The organism is Shewanella sp. T24-MNA-CIBAN-0130 (assembly GCF_040310185.1).
Taxonomy (GTDB): Bacteria; Pseudomonadota; Gammaproteobacteria; order Enterobacterales; family Shewanellaceae; genus Shewanella; species Shewanella psychromarinicola.
On record NZ_JBEOPP010000068.1, the window covers coordinates 1 to 21,239 of the forward strand.

Here is a 21,239-nt window from a genome sequence, read left to right on the forward strand (position 1 = left end):
TGCTGACACGCTCGGTGATACAATTAATGATAACTTTCAGAAATTAAAACCTGCAGTTTGAATTCACTTGAGTATATTCACTGCCATTTCAGTTAACTCGAACAAATTAAAACAGCTCGTTATTACAAACTTGCCCCGCCGTCAACTGAGTCACATTGGTTAATGTTGTTGAGGCAATCGCGTTGAGAGCTTCTTCCGTTAAAAAGGCTTGGTGGCCAGTAAAGATCACATTATGACAAGCAGATAAGCGACGGAAGATATCATCTTGAATGATTTCATTTGATTTATCTTCGAAAAACAGACCTTTTTCATTTTCATATACATCAAGCCCTAATGAACCAATCTGGCCATCCTTTAACGCTTCCATCGCGTCAAGTGCATCCAATAAGCCGCCTCGACTGGTATTAATCACCATCACACCTGGCTTCATTTGACTAAAACTGACTTTGTTAAGTAAATGATGGTTATCTTTGGTTAACGGGCAATGCAAACTGATAATGTCGCATTGTGGGTACAGCGTATCTAAATCAACATATTCAACACCAAGGTCGACTATGACTTGATTAGGGTATGGATCATGGGCAATCACTTTACAGCCAAAGCCTAATAATATTTTAATGGTGGCTAAGCCAATTTTGCCCGTGCCTATGACTCCAACTGTTTTGCCAAACATATTAAAACCAACTAAACCCGATAAGGCAAAGTTAGCGTCACGAGTACGTTGATAAGCTTTATGAATTTTACGGTTTAATGTCAACATCAGGGCCACTGAATGCTCAGCGACTGATTCAGGTGAATAAGCAGGCACATTGACCACCTTCATCCCTAAGCGCTCTGCTGCCACTAAGTCGACATTATTAAACCCCGCACAACGCATGGCGATTATTTTTGTCCCCCCTTTTGCAAGCTCAACTAATACCTCTTCGCATAAGGAGTCGTTGACGAATGCGCACACGACTTCATAGCCTTCGGCTAATTTTACGTTTTGCATGCAAAGTCGATAATCAAAGTATTCAATATCAAGATTAAAGGTGTTGTTAATACTATTAAAGTGACGAATGTCATAAGGCTTTGCGCTAAAAAATCCAATTCTCATAAGGTTCCAAATGCGTTAATGGCGCTACCGCGATCGTTTATCACAATTTACCGCAATAGTCGCGCTCAAAACAGGGGTTAATTGTATGCGAATTAACGGTTATTGTCGTCAATATCACAGTGGATAAAGATGAAATTGTGATCCACATTACCCCTTATAGATAGCACCGACAATAATAACGCGGCGATATTGTTTGCGTGATTAACGCCAATGAAAAAGCCTATCGATTGGATCGCGTCTGTCATTGCAATATCTAACCGCACGCTTATTCCGAGTGGAGGTTAACGGATGATACTTAATGCTCTTTAGCAAACATAACCGCTTGTTCACCTGCAATACGTCCAAAGATCGCAATATCATAAATGGCATTACCAACTAACCGATTCGCGCCATAAACAGCTCACATCATGTCAGCCATTTAGGATAAAACTCAGCCCCCGTTTTCTGGCGCCGCATTGGCTATCCCCATGACACAACCCGACACTAAAAAAGCCAGCACGGATGTGGACCATTGGTTCATCAACCTATTCTCAGTTCACTCTATTTGCAATGATTAAACTAGCGCCGATCTAAAGAGGTATGCCGTTGGCAAGAACACACCACAAAAGCCATCCTCTGCGGAGAGTTAATGCTATCAAGACTGAATAAAATGAGTAATGACACTGATATTGGAAAGAACTGCTGCTCATATCACTGTTTTTATGCATTGAAATTGTTAATGTTATCGTAATGTTAATACTCTAGCGAAACTATGAATCATAAAAAAGATTTGCCTGTATCAAGCCTTCGATTTTGGATTGAACGAATAAGTAAAACCTCACTCAGGGCTTTACATATTATTGGGGTCGTGGGCAGTGGTGGTGGCATGATCTTCAATCTTGAACTATCTCTGTGGTTTAATTATTGGCTTATCGCAATCACATCTGGCGTATTATTAGTGAGTTGGGAGATCATTAGAGATTGGCGGTGGCTAATTCAACTCAAAGGAGTGTTAACCTTACTAAAAGTTATACTGTTAGGATTGTTTATTCAACTAAGCGAATGTAAATCGGAATTAGTCATCTTTATTATTCTATTATCTGTTATTGTATCCCATGGACCGGCTGGATTACGCCACTACTCGATAGTGCATCGGAAAGTGATTCAGAGCAAAAAAGAAATAAAAGGCTAACTTGCCACAATAGATGACTTTAAGGACATGGGATGTTCCCTTACCCAGATCAATATCGCGTTGCAATGCCGCCAATGACTACCGCTTTTATGGTGGTTTGGGCACTGACTAGTCACGCCATTTTTGTCGATGCTAGTCCGTTTTCACTCTATCCACTGCTGGTGCTATTTCCCGCAGTCATAGGCGCGCACCTGCATTTAATTTGGCTAGCAAAAGGCATGAGTCGTCTTGATCAATGTTTTTATGCATTGGTGCATATTCCGCTCGCGTTCGTAGTGTGGACATTCACCATCATGCACGTCAACGGCCATGCATTCTCTTAAATCGACGCTTTCGCCTTATCAGTAGTATATAATTCAATGCTTACACATCATAAGCCCTAACGGTCTCTCTGCCGCGAATTGAATCACGAGAACAACTATGGACGATTTCATTTACAACCCTCCAACCACTCCATGGCTAGATATTGTATATCAAGACAAAGATATTCTTGTCGCAAATAAGCCCTCAGGACTGCTATCGGTTCCAGGAAGGGAAGCCATTTACCATGACAGTATTTATTCTCGTGTTTTAGCACAACATCCTAATGCCCACATTGTGCACAGGTTAGACATGGCAACCTCAGGGGTCATTGTCGTCGCACTTCGGCGCAATGCTGAGCGTGAATTAAAACGTCAATTTCGGGATAGAGAAACTGCCAAAACCTATTTTGCTCGCGTTGCTGGCCATATGAAGCCTAATATTACTCAAGTCAATCTGCCTCTGATTTGCGATTGGCCCAATAGACCCAAACAAAAAGTTGACCATACTATTGGTAAGGCTTCTGTGACGTTAGTTGAAGTCGTAAGCTATGGCGCTAAATCAACACTCGTGAAACTCACTCCTATTACTGGACGTTCACATCAACTTCGCGTCCACATGATGGCATTAGGCCACCCGATCCTTGGTGATGGATTTTATGCCGATCCTTTAGCAAAAAGATTATCACCTCGACTACTTCTGCATGCGGCAGCATTATCAATCACTCACCCTTACTCACAACAAGCAATGCATTTTGAATCCGCCGTCACGTTCATGGCCCCTACGGCAGATCAATAGTAAAATTAAACATTGTTAATACCCATGCGAATTTTAGTAGCTATTGTGCATTGAAAGTCGTAAATTTATGGCCAATTAATGGTTTGTAAGGCTTAATACCGTGGATAGCTCATTTCAACGTGACGAATTAGACAATCGGATTCTTACCGCACTTATGCAAGACGCCAGAACACCTTTTGCGGAACTGGCAAAACGTTTTAATGTCAGTGCAGGAACGATTCATGTTCGCGTTGAAAAAATGAAACAAGCTGGCATTATTACTGGCGCACAAATCACCGTCAATCCAAAGGCACTCGGTTATGATGTTTGCTGCTTTATCGGCATCAATTTAAAGAGTGCTGGCGATTATCCAGCTGCGATTGCCAAGCTAAATGAATTAGAAGAAGTAGTGGAAGCCTATTACACCACCGGAAATTACTCGGTATTTGTAAAGGTAATGTGCCAATCTATCGATGGATTGCAGCATGTATTGATTAATCGTATTCAATCTATTGATGAAATCCAGTCAACCGAAACACTTATTAGCTTACAAAATCCCATCGTAAGATCAGTAAAGCCATAGACTATGGAGGGCTTTACTGTCCTCCAGCACCACACCCCCTCCAATAATTGTCAAACCTCACAAATCAGTATCAGACCTACATCACAAATTTACACACATATGTTAACAACTATTTACTGCATTATTGGGTTTTGGTATTACTTTTGTTATTTTTTTGTGCTACAAATACTTCCGATGCGCCACAGAGTGCAACACAAAAGCGAAAATAATCTAAACATCATCACTGAATATTCATCGTGTTACAGCGATACCCCACCCCCCACATTGAGTGATGTCTAAAAACAAGGAAGAAGTTGTGAAGACAAAATTAGCCCTAGCCATTTCAGCTGCACTGATATCAAGTGCTACTTATGCGAATACACAATATAGCTCTAACCAAGCAGGCATTGAACTTCTGTCAGCTGAAAAAAACAACAAACCAGTGGTCAAATATAACAGCGTCGTAGCTCCTCAACGTTATATTGTCGAATTAGCGTCGCCTGCAATTGCAAAATATCAAGGTGGAATTTCCACTTTAGTCTCAACAGCGGTTAAAGACAAAAACAGCAAACTAGACATTCAATCAGCTCCAGTTAAAAGCTATGCATCTCATCTGAAGGCCGAACAAGCTGCATTTACAAAAGCCCTTTCAAAGGTTGCTTCAAATGCTAAAGTTGAGCGTCAATTTAAGACATTATTTAACGGTGTAACTATTGTTGGTCAAGGATTAACCGTTGAACAGATTATGGCTATTCCAGGGGTTATATCTGTCTATCCTGAAGCTATGTACAGCACTAACATGGATGCTTCACATGAAATAATTAACAGCGAAGCGATGTGGAATGCTGTTGAGGGCATGGAAAATGCTGGTAAAGGTATTCGTGTTGCCATTATTGATGGTGGTATTCGTCCTGAAAACCCAATGTTCTCAGGAGAAGGTTTTGCCGCTCCTACAGCTATGATGCCAACTGATGACTACTGCTCAACTGTGGATAGTTCATTTTGTAACGATAAGCTCATTGTTGCACGTTGGTCACAGCCTACATTCCCTGTATGTGCAGATGAATACATGAGCCCATTAGGGTTTGGTGGTCACGGAACTCACGTTGCAGGTACTGCTGTTGGTAATAAAGTAGAAACAACATTTAAAGGCATTGACGTTACATTATCGGGCGTCGCTCCAGCCGCGTATTTAATGGCATACAAAGCACTTTATTCTACAGAAGACTGTAGTGGTGGCAGTGGTTCTAACATCATGCTGATGGAAGCATTAGAACATGCCGTTAATGATGGCGCTGATGTTATTAACAATTCATGGGGTGGTGGCGCTGGCGCAGATCCTTCAAGTAGCCCATACAAAACAATGTTTGAAGCTGCAGAAGCTGCAGGTGTTGTGGTTGTAAGTGCCGCTGGCAATGATGGTAGCGCCCCTAAAACGGTAGGTTGCCCTGGTTGTATTGAGTCAGGTATTACAGTTGCTAACAGCACGACAGGCCGTTACTTTGCTAACAGCTTTAATACTGGTGGTGATGATTTATTAGCGATTCCTGGATCAGATACCATCATTGATATGGACATCTCTGGACCAGTTATTGCTGCATTTAATATTGATGCTGAAAACGCTGAAGGTTGTGATGTATTTGCTGCAGACTCATTTAAAGATGGTATTGCACTAATTTCACGTGGCATTTGTAACTTTAGTGACAAAGTGACTAACGCTGAAGCTGCTGGCGCAACTGCCGTTGTTGTTTATAACAACCGTACTGGTGCACCTATCCCAATGTCAGTACCGGGTATTACCTTCCCATCAGTTATGATTTCCCAAGATGACGGCATGGCGATTCTAGATTCAATGGGAGACAGTGCGACTCAAGGTACTATTGGCGCTGAAATTAAGCGTATTATGGTTAGTGGTCTTGCCGATACAATCAATCAGTCTAGCTCTCGTGGTCCAAATGGCAATGAGAACATTCTTAAGCCTGATCTAGCGGCTCCAGGAACTAACATTTTATCGGCTTTCTCACCTGATGACGGTGGAGAAGACTTTAATATGATTACTGGTACGAGTATGGCTAGCCCACATGTTGCAGGTGCTGCTGCACTTTTAAGTCAACTACATCCTACATGGTCAGCAATTGATATTAAAACAGCGCTGACATCAACATCTAAAATAGATGGGATTTTAGATGACGACGCATCTACACCGGCAACACCTTTTGCCATGGGTGCAGGTCGTATGGATCTCGATGCAGCAGCAAAAGCAGTATTAACGTTTGATAAGCCTTCTATCGCTGCTGACTCGTGTGTAGGTATCTGTACATTTACTCGTACGGTTTACAATAAAAGTGATGAAAAATCATCTTGGGCACTTTCTGCAAGTTCTGATGCTGCAGGCCTAATGATTTCACCAACAACGCTTGAACTTGAAGCCGGTGCATCTGCAACCTTCACCGTCACTGTTGATTCAACATTCAGTGAATATGGTGAGTGGATATTCGGTAATGTCATGATCTCTAGCACTGAAGGTAAGCAGAATGCTCATCTTCCATTGGCGGTACTCGCTAAAGAGTCAAGTGATTCATCATTAATCTCAGCGTTTACAACTGACACTGATATTTCTGTTGCTGATCCTTTCACAATAAAATCTGTTGTGAATAACACTATGTTTGAAAACACGGTAACTCTGACGGCTACGACTCCTAAAGGCACTAAGCTTACATCAAAAGATGATGTATCTGTGGTCCTGAACGGCGCCTCGCAAAATGGTCTATCTGTTGATGAAAAAACTGGCGTAGTCACTTGGGTTGGTTCAATGGACTTACCTGAAATGGTCACGACTAGTGGCACAGGTACATATCCTAATATTACCGCTCTTGGCTTAAGTCAAACACCTGCTTGTTTAGACGGTTGTGATGAAACTTCATTTGTATTTAACGTACCGGCATTTAAATACAATGGACAAACTTATACCGCAATTACTATTTCGGATAACGGCATAGTCATTCCTGGTAATAGTTCAACAGCAGGCACTTATGCTAATAAAGAACTACCTGATAGCTCAAATCCAAATAATATCCTTGCACCATTCTGGTCAGATTTTGATTTAAGTGATGGTACAGTTGGCGATACTGGTGGTGGAGCAATATCTCTTGGTGTCGTGAGCACTGGAACAGCTTCATTCTTAGTTGTTGAATGGAATGATGCGCAACTTTGGAACGATGCTTCTGGAGATAAATACAGCTTCAGCGTGTGGTTAAAAACGGGCGATACTGAAGAAGTCACGTTTAACTACTTCGATATTCCTGGTATGCCAGCTAACGTAACCATTGGCGCTGAAAACATCAGTGGTAGCATAGGTACAACTCATTACTTTAACGGTGTAGGCACATCTGTTACCAATGATGACTGGGTTGAAGTAAGATCAACTACTGCAGGTAGTGTTGAGCTTGCTTATAAAGCAATGGTTACTGAGTTTAGCTTCGGCCAAGCTGACGCCCCTTCACTTGATGAAGATACTTCTATGGAAGGTAATGTATTAGATAATGATACTAAGCCAGACCAAAAGGTCGCTCGTACTCAAGTAACCGGTGATGGCATGACAGCTAAGGCTCAACGCTTAATCGATGTGTCTCCTGTTGGACAATTAGACACTGTTGTTCTTGTTGATGAAGTGACTAATGGTGAACTCACCTTAGCAGCAGATGGTGCATTCACTTATACACCAACAGCAGACTTTACTGGCACGGATACATTCTCTTATACATCAACTGATGAAGAAGGGAATTTGAGCACGCCTACACAAGTTGTTATTACGGTAAATAACGTTAATGATGCTCCAACGGTTGCGCCTTCAGGAATGAATAGCGCTGGTGGATTCGTAGTAACAGCAAAAGCAAATGGTAAAGACATCGATGGTGATGCTTTAACTTATAATTGGGTTCAAACTGGTGGTAAGAGTGTTAGCTTTACCAACGGTGGTCCATCAATTCTGTTTACTGCTCCAGTTGGTGATGACACCTTCACGTTTACCGTAACCGCATCAGACGGTGAAATGACAAGTGCACCGGGTACAGCAACCATTAATATCAACGAGGAAGTAGAGCAATCTTCTGGTGGTTCTATGGGTTGGTTAACGGCACTATTACTACCATTAGCTGCATTACGTCGTCGTAAGCACTAATAATAGTAATCATTAATTTGGCCTTGCCAAAATGATGTAAAAAAACCAGCTGTTAACAGCTGGTTTTTTTATTGGCTAAAGCAATAGACTTTATAAGGTTAGTTATTCATTTTCATCCGATTCATCAGCATGAGCTGAGGCTTCAAACTGCTCTACATTCGCAAATTTACCGAACCAAAAATCTGAGCTGATCATCTTAAACTGACGGGATAAGTCTTCACTTGATACTGATTCTAATTGCCACAATATCCCAGGAGCTTCTGGGAAATGGGTACCCGTGATTTGATCTTCATATAATCGATGTAATAACGCATCGGGAGATAATCCGGATGCCAGAAGGCGGACCATAGCAGCATGCAATGACTCATCAAAAATATTCAAATCTTCGGCATCTGTTGCAGTAACATTAACCATAAACTCAACACCAGAAGGCTCGGCAAATACACCATTAAATGCTTCTCTCAATAATGAATAAGCACTAAAAAAACCTTCATGAAGCAAGCAGTCAGAATATTCCTCCCACATTCTGTCACCCATCATGTCATTACTTAACTGATCAATTTTACCTTCAGGCAATTCACTGAATAAATGAGTCAAGACGATTTTAGCGGCTTCATTTGGCTCTAAATCATTTAGAGACATCATGCACATTTCTCTAAGTTCAGTAGCCTCCATTCCTTCTAAATCATCATTTAAGCCCATAATAGCCATCAATTGAAGGTATTCTTCATTTGACCAGGCATTAGGGATCTTATTGATTTTACGAAAAGAACCAATTTGAACATTAAATTGTGCTGGCATGGAAACTCCTTCTTATCAGCGTCAAAAAGTGACGCACATAGGACAAACTAAAGCCCCGCATGTACGATCGCAAGACTGTATGAGAGGGAAAACAACGCACATCAGATCACACAATACCTAAAAACATATAAGATACTGATAAAAAAGGGTTTATTTAAAATATAAAATATCCATAATTATATTAAACTTTGTTTATATGACCTTAGTTTAGCGCATAAATACAACAAATCATTTCTAGGTCATTTATATTTAGTATGTAAATTGAATTACAAAGAACAGAATTCACCTGTGATGATTTACCATTAATGTCGCGTCTTATAATCAGTCACTCGCGACATTGTTAACTTTATCAGCAATACAACCGCGGGCATCATCCCTACGGCATAAAGACGCATACTCTGTAGGGTCGGCTCAAAGGAGTTTTCAAGATACACCCATATGGGTTCGTACTCTGACGGTGCTTTGGGTGCGGCACAAAGGGAGCAACATGTAAAAAACGACTGACGTTAACATGGTATATTGGGCCATTGATGTGGATCGACTCTTGCTCATTCAAATACTGATGCTTGGTATACCCCTTGGTCACACCCTGCCGCCAGCTTGTACTTGATAGAAACGCATTACCAGGAACGATTTACGCAGGTTGGCCAAATACATTATAGTCACGAGGCTGCAATACCGCCCCCCATTATGGCATCTATTAAGGTATCGACACTGGCCAAGTGGTTACGTAACTCATGCTAAAACAGTAATTGATTTCCCAAGCAGCCCACATAGGCTTGCATGTTAATAGTCTAGTTACCAATATAGGTTTTTTCAACGATCCTACCAAGCGTCACTTCAGGCTCAAAACGACCGACATAGTAATGTAGAGCCACCGTATCATCTTGTTTTTTAATTTACTTAAAGCGATTACCATTTACATCATAACTAAACAAACTACTGAGACTATTACGCGCAACACTTGGCCGTTTACCTTGGTATTTATAGCTTAACGTAACCCCATCATCTGTTAGCGTCAATGGTAGAAGAAAATAGTGTTTACAAGGATATTAGTCATAAAATCAATAAATTAAGAGCATTAAAAAGCCCCGTTCAATTAAGAACGGGGCTTTTTAAATAATGGTACCTGAGGTCGGACTCGAACCGACACGCCGCGAAGCAGGGGATTTTGAATAGATAGTGTGTAAAATGGCTATTAATTATCAGCTAGTTACGTTATAAATATCTTACTTTGCAAATTCTTTGCAAAACCACTTCAGAATCAGACTATGAGCAAACAGGTTGAAAGACACGATATTTCAGACGAACTATACGTCTACCTACAAGACAATAGCAAGCGTTGGTATGCCCGCATCAAAGTAGCTGGTAAGTGGCATTCTAAAGCGACTAAGCAGAAAGAAAAAGAGAAAGCCATCGGCATGGCCTATCGGCTTCAAATGGAATACCAATTCATGGCTGACCGTAATATTCTGGTCAGCACAAAACGCTTTCGCGATGTAGCTGAAAAAGCAATTATCAACATGCAAGAGGCTCTGGATAATGAAACTGGGGCACTTAACTATAAGACTTATATTCAGGTATTGCGTAAGTACCATATCCCTTTTTTCGACCGTATTTACATTACCTCAATTGATAGTGAAAAGCTGCGTGAGTTTGATAAATGGCGTATTGAACAATTCCAGCGTGTCCCTGCCAAATCAACGCTGCTGAATCACAACGCCGCCATGCAGTTGGTATTTAAAGAAGCAGTAGATCATAAATGGATGTTAGCAGCTCAAGTCCCTCCCCTATCGACCAAAGGTGCGGGATCGCAACGTCGAGCACATTTCTCTCATGAGGAATATGAAAGAGCCTTCGATGCGGTATTAGCACTTGAGCAAAACAGTATTAGGGAGAAAACCCGCCAAATTCGTGAACTGCTTCTCGATTATATGGAATTTGCCGTTAATACGGGTATTCGACCTGGTACGGAGATGGAAAGCCTCACGTGGGGTGACATCAATATCGATACCAATGAACACAACATTATCTTCTATATCACGGTGAGAAAAGGCAAAACGGTCAAGCATACAGGTATCCGAGAAGTCGTATGCCGTGATGAAATATTCTCCAGCGTTCAATCATTACGAGAACGATTTCCTAATAGAAAACCTGCAGACAAGCTATTTAAGCTAGCGGATGGAACTTCGAGCAAAGAACTCGGTAAGGCGTTTGAAAAAGCGATATCGGAAATTGGTTTGAAGTCGTCACCACATGGTGTCAGAACGTTGTACTCCCTGCGTCATACTTACATCACATGGCAACTAATGTCTGGTAACGTCAGCATGGAAGTATTAGCTAAACAGTGTGGAACCAGCATTGCCATGATTGAACAACACTACAGCCATGTTACCCCGAAGATGTACAGTAAAGAGCTATCGGGTGTTGACCTAGGTAAAGAAAAAACCAAAGTAAAAGACAAAAAAGCATCTGGCAGTAAACAAAATGAAGCTAGGCTAACAGAGCTGTTTAAAGAGTGGAAAATCAGCTATAAAATTCGAGGCTGCATTTAAAATTTAAGTGATGCTCGGCTGGGAAGTAATTCACAGGGTTCACAGTCGAGTACATTTGCAATTTTATATAACATTTCTACTGTGATATTTACTTCAGCTCTTTCTATACGCCCAATATAGCTTCGATCAATATCAGCACACAATGCCAACTCATCTTGAGAAAGACCTTTTTGCTTTCTCATTTTTCTCATCGCATGACCAAACTCAACCGCTAACATTTTCATAGTGTTCCCTTTTTTTCAAGGCAACCACTATGAGAATTTGCTTACGAACTAACCACGGATTATAATCCGCATTTAATGCGCATAGTCCTCATTTAATCTTTGAGCTAAATTGGGTGTTGTGTCATTTACCGCAGACCTAACTGCTCAATCTGTATCATAAGGAAATGAAATGAACTCGTTCAAACTTGTATTTAAAGGCGAGATTACTGAAGGCAAAGATCCCCACAAGCTAGGCCAAGCATTAGCTAAATTTTTAAAGTTTCCTGAAGAAAAAGCACATGTATTATTCTCGGGTAACCCTATATGCATCAAGAATGCCTTGAGCGAAAGTGAAGCTAACGCACTAAAAGCTAAGCTAAACGCTGTGGGTATCATTACCTACATCAAGCCCGTAGCAACTCAAGCCGCAACGGCAGCACCTTTAGCTACACCTGTAGCGCCACAACAAGTAGCTAAGTCATCGACTGAAGCTAAGCCTGCTACAGCCACAAAACCGACAGTGAAATCCTATGATGATTTAAGTAAAGGCTGGCAGAAGGTGTTTGCTGAATTTGACCTTAGACAAGCTGACAAGTTGGGCTATTTTGCTTCAGCAAAAAGTCCTGCACATACCTCAAGACCTAAAAAGGAGCAAATAAAGGGGCAGAATGTCGTTAACATGAATGCACTCGCATTCGTGTTTGGCTCGGGGTACTACTTCGCTAAGGGCATGTGGAAGAAAGGTATTTACCTGTTTCTCATGCTAATGCTGCTGAACCTGATAATCCTAGCGGTTGCATCACTCATTACTGACAAGAACCTGAGCAAGCTTCCTTTTATCATCAATTCTCTTGTCTTCGGTCTTACGGCTAATTATGACTATTACCGCTATTACAAGCTCGGTGAAACCACATGGCCTTGGATGTCAAAATGGATGACGGGCTGGTTAGGTATCGCAGGCTCGACGATTATAGTCATCCTTATTGTCACGGCCATCACTTACGTTCGCATGGCAGATGTGCTGAATGTACTCGCCGTAAAAGAGGGGTACCTTGATGACTACAAGCAAACCAATATAGGTCAGGCGTTTGATAAATGGACGCCTTGCGCCAGTACGTCTTGGACAGAGCAAGAAAGTGGCAATGGCATCACCACAGTTGTGTATACCTGCAATATGAAGTTGAAACACTTTAAGCTAGTGGGTCAAAAAGCCGCTGAAGCGGTAACTGGAAAAGTAGATGAAGCCTTCATCCCTCAGATCACACGCGCATCATTGACGATTCAGTTTCTCATCAATCTGGACGATACCTTTGAAGTCAATACAGCAAGATGGCAACTGTCATTGGGAGAAGGCAAAGAGTACACCCCGTATATCACCGCCAACAATGCCCTAGATGACATCTACAGCAACTCTCTCAGCAAGGCTATCGGCGAAATATTCACACCAGAAAACATCCTAATCAATCAAGTAACGAAGTAATCATCACGACCAACAGCCTGCTTTAATCAGGACAACATAACAGGGAATACCAATGAATAAGTGCATTCACGCAAGCATCACACTCGCTATGACATCGATAAAGACACCGCCATCAAAGGCAAACACACTGCTTTTAAGCATACTTGCAACAACTTTACTTGCTGGCTGTGGCGGCTCGGAAGGTGACAGTAACGATGATGCAGGGCAAGTCATCCCAACCGTCTACAGCATCTCTGCTACAGCCACTCAAGGAGGGAGCATTTCACCCGCACTCAATACGGTTGAATCAGGTTATACAACAAGTTTTACTGTGACACCTGATACTGGTTACGTGGTAAATGACATTAGCGGTTGTGGTGGTTCGTTGGCCCAAAACACTTATCGAACAGGTGCCATTAACACACAGTGTACAGTAGCCGTTTCTTTTAAACTAAGTACCTTTAAAATCACAACTCAAGCTGCGACTGGCGGCCAAGTAAGCCCAGAAAGTATTGATGTAAGCTATAACACCAACGCAAGTTTTAACATTTCACCCGATATCGGTTATAAAATTCAATCAGTCACGGGGTGTAATGGCACACTTAATAACACAGAGTATACGACTGGCACTATTGCATCAGATTGCCAAATCAATGCTACCTTCACTACCATAGGTGATGGGAGCATTTCAGAGCGCTATACCGATAACGGCAATGGCACGATTACCGATAAACAAACCAATTTAATGTGGATACGCTGTAGCCTAGGTCAGACTTGGCAGGATGGAGCATGTAAAGGCAGTCCTAGTACATTTAGCTGGCTCTACGCAAATACCCTTTCATACTCAGATGGTAATCACTCTGATTGGCGCTTACCCACTAAAGAAGAGCTAAGCTCACTCGTTTTTTGTTCATCGGGTAAGCCGATTTATTGGAAGACAAATGACGAACTGTGTACCGGTAATTTTGAGAGTCCTACTATAGCGCAAACTGCATTTCCACAAACACCCTCAGGACCATTTTGGACATCAACGGCACAAGATAACGCTTCAATGGGAAATAAATGGCTTATCTATTTCGACCAAGGCTATGGTCGCTGGAACGGGCCAATCCTAAATTTATACGTCAGGCTTGTAAGAGATAATTAGCACTACTTTTAAAAGTGAGACACAAATCCAACATTAGTTGGATTTGTGTCATGTAACAGTGATTTTATTGTCCAATTGTGCTTATCATAGCACACAGATATAAACGCAAATGAATATAGAAGAAGGCTTTCAAGGATGAATCAACACCATAAATATAATGACATACCTTTACCAATGCGCCCTATCGACCCAACACCTCTGGATATGATCATTTATCAGTATGAACTGAAAGCACGCAATTTTCACAATACCAAAAATAAAGCGACTCCTGCCTCAGAAAGCGCTGAACAGAAAACACAGCGTATTGCCAAAAGAGACAGAGATTGGAAGCACCTTAGACTCGAACGTAGAACAATTGCAGCTCATATAATGATGCAAGAGAATTTGACCACTTACAGAGAAGAGAATAAATCAAAAAATGTTCGAGAGTTACTTGCTGAAAGACATCACCCTACACAAAAGCTTGCTAGAAATTTAAGAGCTATCGGAGAGCCCCAACCAACACCAATTCATGAAGCTCACCACATCATTCCAGGTGAAGGGAGACACCGAAAACAATTAGTGATCAGCAGCCGCTTAAACCTACATGCATATGGTATCGGAATTAATGACCCACTTAATGGCATATGGCTGAGAAATTTCGCAAGAAACAACGCTGATGACTGGGCGACACCCGAGTCACCACCACACAGACCTATTCACACTTATAATTATGAAACATGGATTTCATCAATGTTTTCAAATGACAATCTACCTGAGGCTGTTTTTGTATCTAGACTCCAGTCGGTGAAAAGAAAGCTAAAAGATGGTAGTTTCCCACCAAATATCCTTGAGAAAAAGTCGGTCTAATCTAATGAATAACACAATGAATATTTACCGATTGAAACCAATAGAGAACAGTATTGAAGTACCCGATTTCAGCTTGCTTGATTTGGCTGAGACTATTGGTGATGAAGACTTATCTCTGATTAGACGTCAGCCCAGAACAAATGAGAGCTTGGCTGGTAAATGGCGGCAAACTCAGTGCAACTTAGCATCTGCTTATAAGAACGGCAAACCTGTACCAGATGTCTCGTATTGGGGTACTTATCTAATCATGTCTATGACGGCCTATGAATTATTTAAAACTCAGCTTGAAAATGAAGGGGAATTCTTACCAATCAAAGTTGAAAGTGCTCAAATGTATATTTTTGTTCCATTAATATTTGGTAAAGAGGATTTGAGTCGTACCGTCAAACATTTCGAGGATGGCTATGAATGTGGTCTTGAGCAGCTCTCTTTTGATGCTCATTGTGTCGCAGAAACGTCTATTTTTAAGTCCTTGCTATATGGTACTCATGCTTTATTTGCTACGGAAAAATTTAAGCTGAAATTTGATCAAGCAAGCTTTACTGGGCTTGTGTTTGATACTGACTTAGTTAGTGTTTTTTGAGCGGATATCACTGCTTCTTGCCTAAGCACACTTTACTGGCACAATGCTAATGGCCTACTTACCTAATAAAGAGAATTACACAGGTTGCCGCTACACATCGACCTTGAATAGTATAAGAATCATTTTCACCATGAGCTCCATCGTTATTGCCACGTATTGCATGTTTCGGAGTAATCCTATCACTCATTCCGCGATAATCCGGTCATTTTAGGCCTAACTCCGGAATCCATGATCGGTTTATCGCGGATTCATTCTTTTTTATCTTTTAAATCAATTAGTCGCTACCATTATTGGCATCAAATAATACTACTGGAAGCGACAATGCCAAAAAAGAGAATAGTTATGACTAAAATCAACGAGGTTTTACGCCTCAAATTCGACTGCCAACTCTCCAATCGCAACATCGCTACCTGTGTCAAAATCGGCTTCTCTACCGTCTCTGAAATTCTCAGTCGCTTTAAGCTCAGCGAGCTAGGTTGGCCACTTCCCGATGGCACATCAGATCAGCCCTCGCTATTTAATGTTTTTAAATGATAGGATAAGGCATAAAATTCAGGAGCTTAAAATGGCACTATATAAACGCGAGTTTGGTGAAGACTTTAACTTGGGCTTTAACCTAGCAGACTTCCCTTGGCTAACGGATAAGAGCTGGCATAATGATATGAGCCCTAGCTTCTACTTTAAAGTAGGTATTCAGCATCTGGTACTATGGGTGGACTTCGAGGCTCCTGATGATCGCGAACAAGAAGAAGAGCGGTATCTTGTGATGACAGCTATCAACGAAGGCACAGATAACGAACCAGAAATTAACACTGGTGAAGATAGTGAAGTCGTGTTTACAACTGAAAGCCCAGCTGAGCTAACTGCGTACCTAAACAAATTAACCTCAGCACACTAACCATAAGGAGAGTTTCATGGATAAGGACTCACGCACAGCCCTACCTTTTGAAGAAGAATATCAAGGCTTTGAAATCTATGTTGAAGAAAATCCTGATCATTATAATGAAGGCTATGTCTGGTCAGTCAGCAAAAATGATGAATGCCTCGATGAAGGTATAGAATTTGACATTCAAATGGCTATTGATGCCGCCCGTAAGGCAATGACAGCCTTTGAAAACGGAGCAAACTAATCAACTAGGGTTTATTGCTGATCATCTCAACATGTAACCTACGGACAAACTCCTATGAAGCCACATCTAGCAAATCAAGGGTGATATTGCGAACAAAACGCTCAACGTCTGAAATGGTAATTGCGATCAATACCTGACTTACAGGCCAATTTTTGTTGGCTTCGCCCAACCTCATTGCTTAGTTACCTTATTGTCTGCTCACTAACAACCTTAATCTAGGTCACTCGTTCATAAAGTGATCATATAACAAAGTGTCATATTCCTATCTGATACACACCAAGTCACAGTGCAGACTTGCGACCGCACGAAAAATATCGCTACGCCCAGCTCTAACGAATATAGAAAAACGTTAGTAACCTTATCCGCCACTAATGTAAGATACGCTGGAAAATCATCGATTCCCAAGTTAAAATTACTGTATGAAAACACAGTATCAAAATCTTATATCTGGCATAAACATTGAAGACCCCATATATGCAATCAAAATCAAAAAGATATGACACCTTGGGTGTCAAGCCGCTCTCTTTTGATCCAAACGGTCAAAATTTGTCAAAACCCAGATGTGTGGACTTTTTCGCTGGCAGTGGGCTTGTGGCCGAAGCGATGAAAGAAGATTTCGACACTGTTTGGGCTAATGATATATGCCCAAAGAAGCAAAATGTATTTGCAGCAAACCATCCCCAACAGATTTTTCATCTTGGATCTATCGAAAATATAAAGGGAACAGTTCTCCCAAATCACGAGCTATCTTGGGCAAGCTTTCCATGCCAAGATTTATCCTTAGCTGGAAATATGAAGGGAATTGAAAGTGACCGAAGCGGAATGGTATGGCAATGGTTAAGAATACTTGATGAGATGAGTTATCGTCCATCGATCGTAGTGGCTGAAAATGTTGTTGGCTTAGTTTCATCAAAGTCCGGCGAACACTACTTATCATTACATAAAGCTTTAAATGAACGTGGATATGCTGTTGGTGCGGTAATGTTGGATGCTGAAAAATGGGTACCACAATCTCGTCCAAGAGTATTTGTAATTGGAGTTAATAAAAACATAAATTATTTAGATTTAACAACTAATGAACCAAACTGGGCTCACTCGAAAGCTATTATTAATGTTGCATCAAAAGCTAAGGACTGGGTGTGGTGGAACTTACCTATACCTGAAAAGCGAGGTTCTGGCTTGAATTCTATTATAGATTTTGATTTGCCCTTCGAAGATGACGAAAAAGTAAAATATCATCTGAGCATGATACCGGAAAATCATATGTCTAGGCTTAAGGATGCCATCAGAAACGGGTCAAATGTTTTTCCTGGATACAAAAGAATCCGCAATGGAAAGCAAGTTCTAGAAATTAGGTTTGATAATATTGCAGGCTGCTTGCGAACACCCTCTGGAGGAAGCAGTCGCCAACACGTAGTCATTTATAAAAAAGGAGTTTTAGGTACAAGATTATTATCAATAAGAGAAACGGCAAGACTAATGGGTGCCAGTGACGATTATCAAGTCCCGGGCACCTATAATCAAGGCTATAAGGCAATGGGTGACGCTGTAGCAGTTCCAGTTGTGAACTTTTTAAGTAAGCATTTACTGTCTCCGCTAGCTAAAAGATTAATAATCTAGATGACATCTAATTTGCCTTTCCTGTGAAAGTGGCAGTTCATATTGAATGATTTAAAGTTTTTCTTCTAAACCTCAGATATTTAGGCTTTAATAGATGAATTAATGTAATTTGGGAGATTTACAAAGTGATTGATTACGGAACAGGAAAGAGCACATTTGAAACAGAAGAGCTTCGCAAAGCCCTTTCAAATTTTTTAGATAGCGAATTTGAAGGACAAAAAATAGGAAATTATAGATATGGAGTTTATGCTTTTTTTGACTATGAAAGGGAACCTATTTATGTGGGGCAAACATCTGAAAGCCTAAGAACGCGAATCCGCAGGCATTTAACAAATAGACGAACGGATGCTGTAGCGATGTCAGTCCTTGACCCTATGGAAGTCTATGAGATAAAAATTTGGCCAATATTAGAGTCAAACGTCCAAAATATAAAATCAGTACTAGATGCAATGGAACGTAAAGTACACGATATGGCAATACTAGAATCGAAATTTAATGCCATTCTCAATGAAAAAGAACCTCCAATGGCTACTGTAAGCGTTGACTTGCCAGAATCGTTTAGTGGCATAATTGTTACACCTGAGGTTTTTGCAATGAGAAGCCACCCAGATTTCCGAATAGCTCGAAGAGCTGCCACAATTGCAAAACTATCTCATATAATTAGCGAAAGAAAAGTTAACAATGGCCTACGAAACACTCTTTTGACACAAGTAATAAGGTTGCAATGGCTATCTAAGACAAGAATCGAGGCTATTACTCAAAGAGCAGTTAACAGTATAGAAGAGCAAGAACTATGAAAATTAACTTCACCTTCAAAACTTGTACTAAAAACAATCGAAAAGCGTAGATATTGATATTTTATTAACTCATTATGACTTTTTACTTGCCAACAAAACACAATCAAGTTAAGATTCGCCCGCTTCCAAAAGATGGGTCGTTAGCTCAGTCGGTAGAGCAGTTGGCTTTTAACCAATTGGTCGAAGGTTCGAATCCTTCACGACCCACCATCTTAAAACACAATAGTGAAGATATAGTATTGATGATACTAAATTTATATCCCACTAGATTTGAAAACAAGTTATCATTTATATAAAGAAAATATATAAAAATGTATGGTCAATTTAAAAACCATCTCTTCGTTAAATTTATAGTATTTTTTATTGATAGCCATTCATAGTAAAAATATTAACCAGATATTCATACCCAGTGCAATCGGATACGGAACTATTGTTCTTAACGCCTCATCTATTGAATATTTAAAATTTATCAGACAATATAATCTTCCTTTTTAAATAGTGGTCCAATAATGCATAGGATCTTGGTTCCCCCACATTAGTTTTGTCAGGATACAATGTGAATTTTGTTTCCGATAAAGCTTCTCGATAATTAATGGCATTTCAGCTAAGTACTTCTGCTCACAAAATTTAAACACTTTTCCAGTACAAGTACCTTGGTTGGGTAATAATGTTACATATGTATCCCCCCCATTACCTTCTTTGGTATTTTCATACACGAATGAATCGTAACCTCGACTAATAGCCCAATCCTTTAGCTTAAAGGTCAAGTCTTGCCATACTAACTCAGTATTTGATTTAAAACGAAAATCCTCACCTACTGCAATTGACCTATTCTTTCGCTCTTTCAATTTGTTTAAAAAAAATCTATTTGTCTCTCGCTTCCTTTTGATCACATTGATGTTTAACATCGATTCTCTGATATAGAACTCTACATGATCTATATATATCAAACCCTCAAACGGTTCGAACAGCTTATACAATTCATTTAACTCTGTGAGTGAAATATCTTTTTTATCAATGACTTCAGGCCCTGCACTTCCAATAGGGTCATCCTCCCATAAGTCAACTAACCGCATTGAACGGCCAGTTTTGACTTGATACTCATAGATGTAAAATTGTTTTGCAAATTCACTAAACAATTTTGTAAAATCCGGAATTGATATTCTATCAACTAAAATATTATTTGTATTAATGACATTTACTTGATTTCCTAGGATCATATATACATTCTGATGTGCAAACATACCATCAATTCTATCAGCCGAAACATCTGGACTGGAACCAAAGTGGCTTAGAATGAATTTCTCATTACTAATTTTCTCTTTACTTACGTTATAAAAATACATCATTCCCTCGAAGCCATAGCGTAAATAAATTAAGTAAACATTAGATAATATCAAATTACGTACGAAGTGATAGTACCTAAAGTTGCATGGTATTAAATAGCTAAGATAGCTAAGATAGCTAAGATAGCTAAGATAGCTAAGATAGCTAAGATAGCTAAGATAGCTAAGATAGCTATTCACTCAAACTAGCACATTGAAAAAGTAAATTTACATAGTACTTTCTATAGACCACATAATACTGATTAGATAAAGCAATTGCACTTTAATAGTTGTTAACGTGCACTTTTAGCATGTTTTAGCGCTTAAACTGAGCATTCTGCGTGTTCTTGTGCTGATTCAAAATAAGACTAAGCTTATGCACACAAAACTGCATAAACAGTCATATTTTGCTTCATTTGTAACTAACTATTAGGCGACAATTAACTTGGCCGGTTCGCGACAACTAGCTTGTCCGGTTTTGGTAAGCTCTAGGCATACATAATTATTGAGAGATTTATATGCCTGGAAAAACCATAAATCAATCACAGGTTAACCTATATATGTCTTATCGTAATCAACCTAAACAGACTCAATCATCTGCAGCGGCTAAAGCAGGATTTTCATCCCGCACAGCCAGACGTATTGATTCAGGGCAGCACAACCCCCCTCCATTACCGCGTCAAT

Annotated in this window: 18 protein-coding genes, 1 tRNA gene and 1 pseudogene; 16 read left to right on the top strand and 4 right to left on the bottom strand. The window is 40.3% G+C overall.

Annotated features, from left to right (window positions below; translation table 11 throughout):
- Positions 1-106: 106 nt before the first annotated feature.
- A complete protein-coding gene (locus AAEZ02_RS19265) occupies positions 107-1,096 on the bottom strand; it encodes a 2-hydroxyacid dehydrogenase (RefSeq protein ID WP_351124574.1) in 990 nt (329 codons plus the stop codon).
- Positions 1,097-1,847: 751 nt separating this feature from the next.
- Here AAEZ02_RS19265 and AAEZ02_RS19270 point away from each other — a divergent pair.
- From AAEZ02_RS19270 to AAEZ02_RS19290, 5 genes are all read left to right on the top strand, one after another.
- Complete coding sequence (locus AAEZ02_RS19270; RefSeq protein ID WP_101032925.1) at positions 1,848-2,267, top strand: hypothetical protein; 420 nt, start codon at positions 1,848-1,850, stop codon at positions 2,265-2,267.
- Positions 2,268-2,299: 32 nt separating this feature from the next.
- Positions 2,300-2,590: a hypothetical protein gene (locus AAEZ02_RS19275; RefSeq protein WP_124014268.1), complete on the top strand. Its 291-nt coding sequence runs from the start codon at positions 2,300-2,302 to the stop codon at positions 2,588-2,590.
- A 97-nt stretch (positions 2,591-2,687) separates the two neighbouring features.
- On the top strand, positions 2,688-3,365 hold the full coding sequence (gene rluA / locus AAEZ02_RS19280) for a bifunctional tRNA pseudouridine(32) synthase/23S rRNA pseudouridine(746) synthase RluA (RefSeq protein WP_101032927.1): 678 nt from the start codon (positions 2,688-2,690) through the stop codon (positions 3,363-3,365).
- Between the two features lie 100 nt (positions 3,366-3,465).
- The gene (gene asnC, locus AAEZ02_RS19285; RefSeq protein WP_101032928.1) at positions 3,466-3,927 is read left to right on the top strand and encodes a transcriptional regulator AsnC; all 462 of its coding nucleotides are present in this window, start codon (positions 3,466-3,468) and stop codon (positions 3,925-3,927) included.
- A 295-nt stretch (positions 3,928-4,222) separates the two neighbouring features.
- Positions 4,223-8,086 (top strand): S8 family serine peptidase, encoded by a 3,864-nt coding sequence (locus AAEZ02_RS19290; protein ID WP_124693450.1) that lies wholly within the window; start codon positions 4,223-4,225, stop codon positions 8,084-8,086.
- A gap of 102 nt (positions 8,087-8,188) precedes the next feature.
- On the opposite strand, the gene AAEZ02_RS19295 is transcribed toward AAEZ02_RS19290, so the two are convergent.
- Complete coding sequence (locus AAEZ02_RS19295) at positions 8,189-8,887, bottom strand: hypothetical protein (protein WP_101032930.1); 699 nt, start codon at positions 8,885-8,887, stop codon at positions 8,189-8,191.
- Between the two features lie 1,271 nt (positions 8,888-10,158).
- Between AAEZ02_RS19295 and AAEZ02_RS19300 the strand changes: the two genes are divergently transcribed.
- Entirely contained in the window at positions 10,159-11,442 is a 1,284-nt protein-coding gene (locus AAEZ02_RS19300) for a tyrosine-type recombinase/integrase (RefSeq protein WP_350997930.1), read from the top strand.
- Here the strand turns inward: AAEZ02_RS19300 and AAEZ02_RS19305 are convergent.
- Positions 11,439-11,666 (bottom strand): helix-turn-helix domain-containing protein, encoded by a 228-nt coding sequence (locus tag AAEZ02_RS19305; RefSeq protein ID WP_350997932.1) that lies wholly within the window; start codon positions 11,664-11,666, stop codon positions 11,439-11,441. The genes AAEZ02_RS19300 and AAEZ02_RS19305 overlap by 4 nt on opposite strands.
- 169 nt (positions 11,667-11,835) lie before the next feature.
- Here AAEZ02_RS19305 and AAEZ02_RS19310 point away from each other — a divergent pair, with 169 nt between their 5' ends.
- From AAEZ02_RS19310 to AAEZ02_RS19355, 10 genes and pseudogenes are all read left to right on the top strand, one after another.
- A complete protein-coding gene (locus tag AAEZ02_RS19310; RefSeq protein ID WP_350997934.1) occupies positions 11,836-13,125 on the top strand; it encodes a DUF2628 domain-containing protein in 1,290 nt (429 codons plus the stop codon).
- Between the two features lie 52 nt (positions 13,126-13,177).
- A complete protein-coding gene (locus tag AAEZ02_RS19315; RefSeq protein ID WP_350997937.1) occupies positions 13,178-14,251 on the top strand; it encodes a DUF1566 domain-containing protein in 1,074 nt (357 codons plus the stop codon).
- A gap of 135 nt (positions 14,252-14,386) precedes the next feature.
- Positions 14,387-15,100, top strand: coding sequence for an AHH domain-containing protein (locus tag AAEZ02_RS19320; protein WP_350997940.1), 714 nt, complete (start codon positions 14,387-14,389; stop codon positions 15,098-15,100).
- Between the two features lie 16 nt (positions 15,101-15,116).
- Positions 15,117-15,683, top strand: a complete 567-nt coding sequence (locus tag AAEZ02_RS19325; RefSeq protein ID WP_350997943.1) for a hypothetical protein — start codon at positions 15,117-15,119, stop codon at positions 15,681-15,683.
- A 321-nt stretch (positions 15,684-16,004) separates the two neighbouring features.
- Positions 16,005-16,187, top strand: a pseudogene (locus tag AAEZ02_RS19330) (IS21 family transposase); the annotation flags it as partial.
- Between the two features lie 61 nt (positions 16,188-16,248).
- Positions 16,249-16,581, top strand: coding sequence for a hypothetical protein (locus tag AAEZ02_RS19335; protein WP_350997946.1), 333 nt, complete (start codon positions 16,249-16,251; stop codon positions 16,579-16,581).
- A 16-nt stretch (positions 16,582-16,597) separates the two neighbouring features.
- Positions 16,598-16,813 (top strand): hypothetical protein, encoded by a 216-nt coding sequence (locus tag AAEZ02_RS19340; RefSeq protein ID WP_350997949.1) that lies wholly within the window; start codon positions 16,598-16,600, stop codon positions 16,811-16,813.
- Positions 16,814-17,287: 474 nt separating this feature from the next.
- Positions 17,288-18,433 carry a DNA cytosine methyltransferase gene (locus AAEZ02_RS19345; protein WP_350997951.1) on the top strand — a complete coding sequence of 382 codons (1,146 nt, stop codon included), beginning with the start codon at positions 17,288-17,290 and terminating at the stop codon, positions 18,431-18,433.
- A 125-nt stretch (positions 18,434-18,558) separates the two neighbouring features.
- Entirely contained in the window at positions 18,559-19,230 is a 672-nt protein-coding gene (locus AAEZ02_RS19350; RefSeq protein ID WP_350997954.1) for a GIY-YIG nuclease family protein, read from the top strand.
- Between the two features lie 134 nt (positions 19,231-19,364).
- A tRNA-Lys gene (locus AAEZ02_RS19355) sits at positions 19,365-19,440 on the top strand.
- 281 nt (positions 19,441-19,721) lie between these two features.
- Here the strand turns inward: AAEZ02_RS19355 and AAEZ02_RS19360 are convergent.
- Positions 19,722-20,579, bottom strand: a complete 858-nt coding sequence (locus AAEZ02_RS19360) for a hypothetical protein (protein WP_351124579.1) — start codon at positions 20,577-20,579, stop codon at positions 19,722-19,724.
- Between the last annotated feature and the right edge of the window lie 660 nt (positions 20,580-21,239).